Raw genomic sequence first — 3,321 nt, 5'->3', positions numbered from 1 at the left:
GGGCGGTGTCTCCCCACGACCACGGCCTCGCCCAGTCGAGCGCCGGGGTGACGCGCGTTGCAGCATGCATCAGCTCCGGCGCCACGTCGAACCGCCGCGGGTTCACGAGCCTCGGATATCCCCTCGAGTACGTGAAATAGCCCGCGAGCCTCGGCCCGAGCGCATCCGCGAGCAGCATCGTCTGCTGCGCAATCCCGCCGCGGTCGGGGGGGCCGGGGCCGAGGAGGGCGAGGGAGGAAGACGGCATCCGGGGGATTATCGGTCAGCGGCGCGCGCCAGTTGCCGGTCGCAGCGACCTGCCGTCATCGCGAGGGCAGCGAAGCGATCTCCAAGCAAGCCGGCTGGACGGGTGCATTCCAGCCGACGCGGAGAAGCGCTCGATCATCCCCCCCGACGACCGTTTCGCCGAGACGTGGAGGCTTTCGAGTGAAATCTGGACCCTGGCCGGACGGGAGTTGGGTCAATCCGGACTTTGCCGATCTGTTGCGAGGGTTGTCCGCCGCTGACGCCCGTTTCCTCGTCGTCGGCGCCTCGTACCACTCTTAACCGCGCGCGACCGGCGATCTCGACGGGTGGGTCGAGCCTTCAGAAGAAAATGCCCGGCGCGTCTTCGCAGCCCTCGAGGAATTCGGCGCGCCGCTGACCGAGTTGACGATCGAAGACCTCGCGTCTCCGAACCTGATCTTTCAGATGGGAGTCGCGCCCCGCCGGATCGACATCATCAAGAAAATCGAGGGAGTCGCTTTCGAGGAGGCGTGGCCCGATCGGGTTTACGGGACCTACGGAGATGTCCGGTTTCCGTTGATCGGAAAGGACGCGCTCCTCCGCAACAAACGGGCGGTCGGCCGCCCGAAGGACCTCATCGACGTGGACCTGCTCGAACGATCCTGAAGACGGATTCACTCCGCCGCTCTCAGATAGAACGCCTTCAGGTACTCAGACTCGGGGCAATAGATCGAGACGGGGTGATCCGGCCCGGCGCCGGCCTTCTCGACGATCGAGAACGTCCGTTTCGCGTCGAGGGCCGCTGCGAAGAGGATCTGCTGGAAGAGCTCGGCCGAGACGACGCCGGAGCAGGAGCAGGTGAGGAGAAACCCTCCGGGAGCCACGAGCGTCATTGCCAGGCGCGCGACGTCCTTGTAGCCGCGTGCGGCGCGGTCGACATCGCCCTTCTTCTTCGCGAACGCCGGCGGATCGAGGATGACGACGTCCCAGCGCTCCCCGGCGGCGACGCGGACGCGAAGATCCTCGAAGACGTCGGCCCGAACGAAGTCGGCCGGATCGGCCGCGAAGCCGTTCTCGCCCCGGTTCCGCGCCGCGAGGGCGAGCGCCGCCTCCGACGAATCGACGTCGACGGCGCGCGATGCGCCCCCCGCGAGCGCGGCGACGGAGAAACCGCCGGAATACGAGAACAGGTTCAGCACGCTCTTTCCGCCCGAAAGTCCGCGCACGCGGCGCCGGTTCTCCCGCTGGTCGAGGAAAAAGCCGGTCTTCTGGCCGGAGGCGAGATCGGCGACGAAGCGCAGGCCGTGCTCCTCGAAAGCGGCCTCGGCGGCCTTTTCCCCGGGCTCTCCTTCCGTTCGCACGACGAGAGCGGGCGGTGCGAAGACGTCGCGGTATGCGGCGGCGATCATCCCGACGGCCCGGGCCGCTCCGCCGGCGCCGACCTGAAGCACGTGCGTCTCGCCGTAGCGGTCGGCGATCACCCCGGGCGCGTGATCGCCTTCCGCGTGGAGCAGGCGGTACCCGGTCGTCCGTGGAGGGATCACGTCGCGGCGAAGATCCCGCGCCGCCTCGAACCGGCCGCGGATCGTCCCCCCGTCGAACGGCTCGGCGCCGAACGTCCAGAGCTTCGCCACGATCGTCCGTCCCGACCCGGTGAAGCCGTACCCCAGGGTTTCGCCGGCCTGGGAGCGGATTTCCGCGATCCCGTCGTTTTCGTCCCCTTCCCGGCCGCGGACGGCGCCCGAGAAGACCCACGGGTGGCGGCGGAGCACGGAATGGTCGCGTCCGGGCGAGAGCGTCAGGACGAGCATCCGCGAATCGTATCCGCCTTCGCTCGCTTGCGCCCGCCGACGCGGGCTCGGCGAGCTACGGCGCGACTTTGCCCGCCTCGATCGACAATACGCTCGCCCGCCGACGCGGGCTCGGCGAGCGACGGCGCGGCTTTGCCCGTTCCGCCCGGTCTCCCCGGAAGGGCGCGAGGTACTTCCGCCGCGCGAGCCGACGTTTCTATTGACTCCGGCCGGGCGGCGGTCTTAAATCATCCCGTGCCGGTCGACCCCGAGGAACTGTCCAAGCTCTCGGCCCGGGAACTCCTCCAGCAGGGAACCGCTCTCCTGCACGCCAACCGCGTCGAGGACGGGTCGCTGGTGATTTTCACCCTGTGCGAGCGGTTCTCGGCCGCGGACGAGTCCGTCCCGCCGCACGTCCTGTCGCTCTACGCGCTGTGCCTCGCCCGGCAGGGAAAGCGCAAGGAGGCCGTCGAGACCGGCCGCGCCGCGATCCGACGGGACTCGAGGAGCGCGACCTGCCGCCTGCACATGGCGAAGATCTACCTGCTGGCCGACTCACGCCGGAAGGCGGTCGAGGAGATCTCCGCGGGCCTGACGAGCTCCCCGAACCATCCCGAGCTGCTGAAGCTCCGGAAGGAGATGGGAGTGCGCCGGCGCCCGGTGATCGGGTTTCTCTCACGCGACAACCCGCTCAACGTGAAGCTCGGAAAAGCGCGGGCCGCCAAGAAGAACACCACGTAGTCGGCCGGACTAACCGCATTCTCTTCAGCTCGTTACCACGATTCTCATCCTCTTCACGCCGATATGGGACAATTCGCGGTCTCATGCCCCTCGCCGAAGCCCCGTCCCCGGCCGCCGATCCTTCCACCGAGCGCGACGCACCCGACGCTTCCGTCCCGCTCTTGAACCGCGAGCTTTCCTGGCTCGCGTTCAACGAGCGCGTGATCGAGGAGGCGGAGGACACGTCCCATCCCCTCCTCGAACGGTTGAAGTTCCTCGCGATCTCCCAGACGAACCTCGACGAGTTCTTCATGATCCGGGTCGCGGGTCTGCGCGCGCAGCTCTCGGCCGAAGTCACGGAGCTCTCGATCGACGGGCTGACCCCCGGCGAGCAGCTCGACGCGGCTCGACGAGCCGTCAAGAAGATGGTCCAGCGCCAGGCGAAGTGTCTCGTCGAGGACCTCGTTCCGAGGCTCGCGGACGCCGGGATCACCATCTCGTCGATCGGGTCGCTCGACGAGACCGGGCGCGCGTCGGCGGGAGAGTACTTCCGGCGAACCGTGTTCCCCGTCCTGACGCCGCTCGC

At 68.3% G+C, this 3,321-nt stretch carries 5 protein-coding genes; 3 read left to right on the top strand and 2 right to left on the bottom strand.

All coding sequences use genetic code 11. The annotated features are described in order from the left end of the window. A partial coding sequence (locus tag VKH46_02750; protein HKB69732.1) for a hypothetical protein occupies positions 1 to 247 on the bottom strand: 247 nt, incomplete at its 3' end. Between the two features lie 401 nt (positions 248 to 648). Here VKH46_02750 and VKH46_02745 point away from each other — a divergent pair. Then, positions 649 to 891 (top strand): hypothetical protein, encoded by a 243-nt coding sequence (locus tag VKH46_02745; protein ID HKB69731.1) that lies wholly within the window; start codon positions 649 to 651, stop codon positions 889 to 891. An 8-nt stretch (positions 892 to 899) separates the two neighbouring features. On the opposite strand, the gene VKH46_02740 is transcribed toward VKH46_02745, so the two are convergent. Next, positions 900 to 2,036 (bottom strand): class I SAM-dependent rRNA methyltransferase, encoded by a 1,137-nt coding sequence (locus VKH46_02740; protein ID HKB69730.1) that lies wholly within the window; start codon positions 2,034 to 2,036, stop codon positions 900 to 902. Between the two features lie 234 nt (positions 2,037 to 2,270). Here VKH46_02740 and VKH46_02735 point away from each other — a divergent pair, with 234 nt between their 5' ends. Together VKH46_02735 and VKH46_02730 are read left to right on the top strand one after the other, a co-directional pair. Then, entirely contained in the window at positions 2,271 to 2,756 is a 486-nt protein-coding gene (locus VKH46_02735) for a hypothetical protein (protein ID HKB69729.1), read from the top strand. Positions 2,757 to 2,839: 83 nt separating this feature from the next. Beyond that, a partial coding sequence (locus VKH46_02730) for an RNA degradosome polyphosphate kinase (protein ID HKB69728.1) occupies positions 2,840 to 3,321 on the top strand: 482 nt, incomplete at its 3' end.

It is taken from the genome of Thermoanaerobaculia bacterium (genome assembly GCA_035260525.1).
Lineage (GTDB): Bacteria > Acidobacteriota > Thermoanaerobaculia > UBA5066 > DATFVB01 > DATFVB01.
This window is presented reverse-complemented; position numbering and strand designations above follow the sequence as displayed.

Bases quoted from the DNA above. Each gene is read 5' to 3' on its own strand.
- VKH46_02740 (HKB69730.1), bottom strand. From the start codon at position 2,036: ATGCTCGTCCTGACGCTCTCGCCCGGACGCGACCATTCCGTGCTCCGC.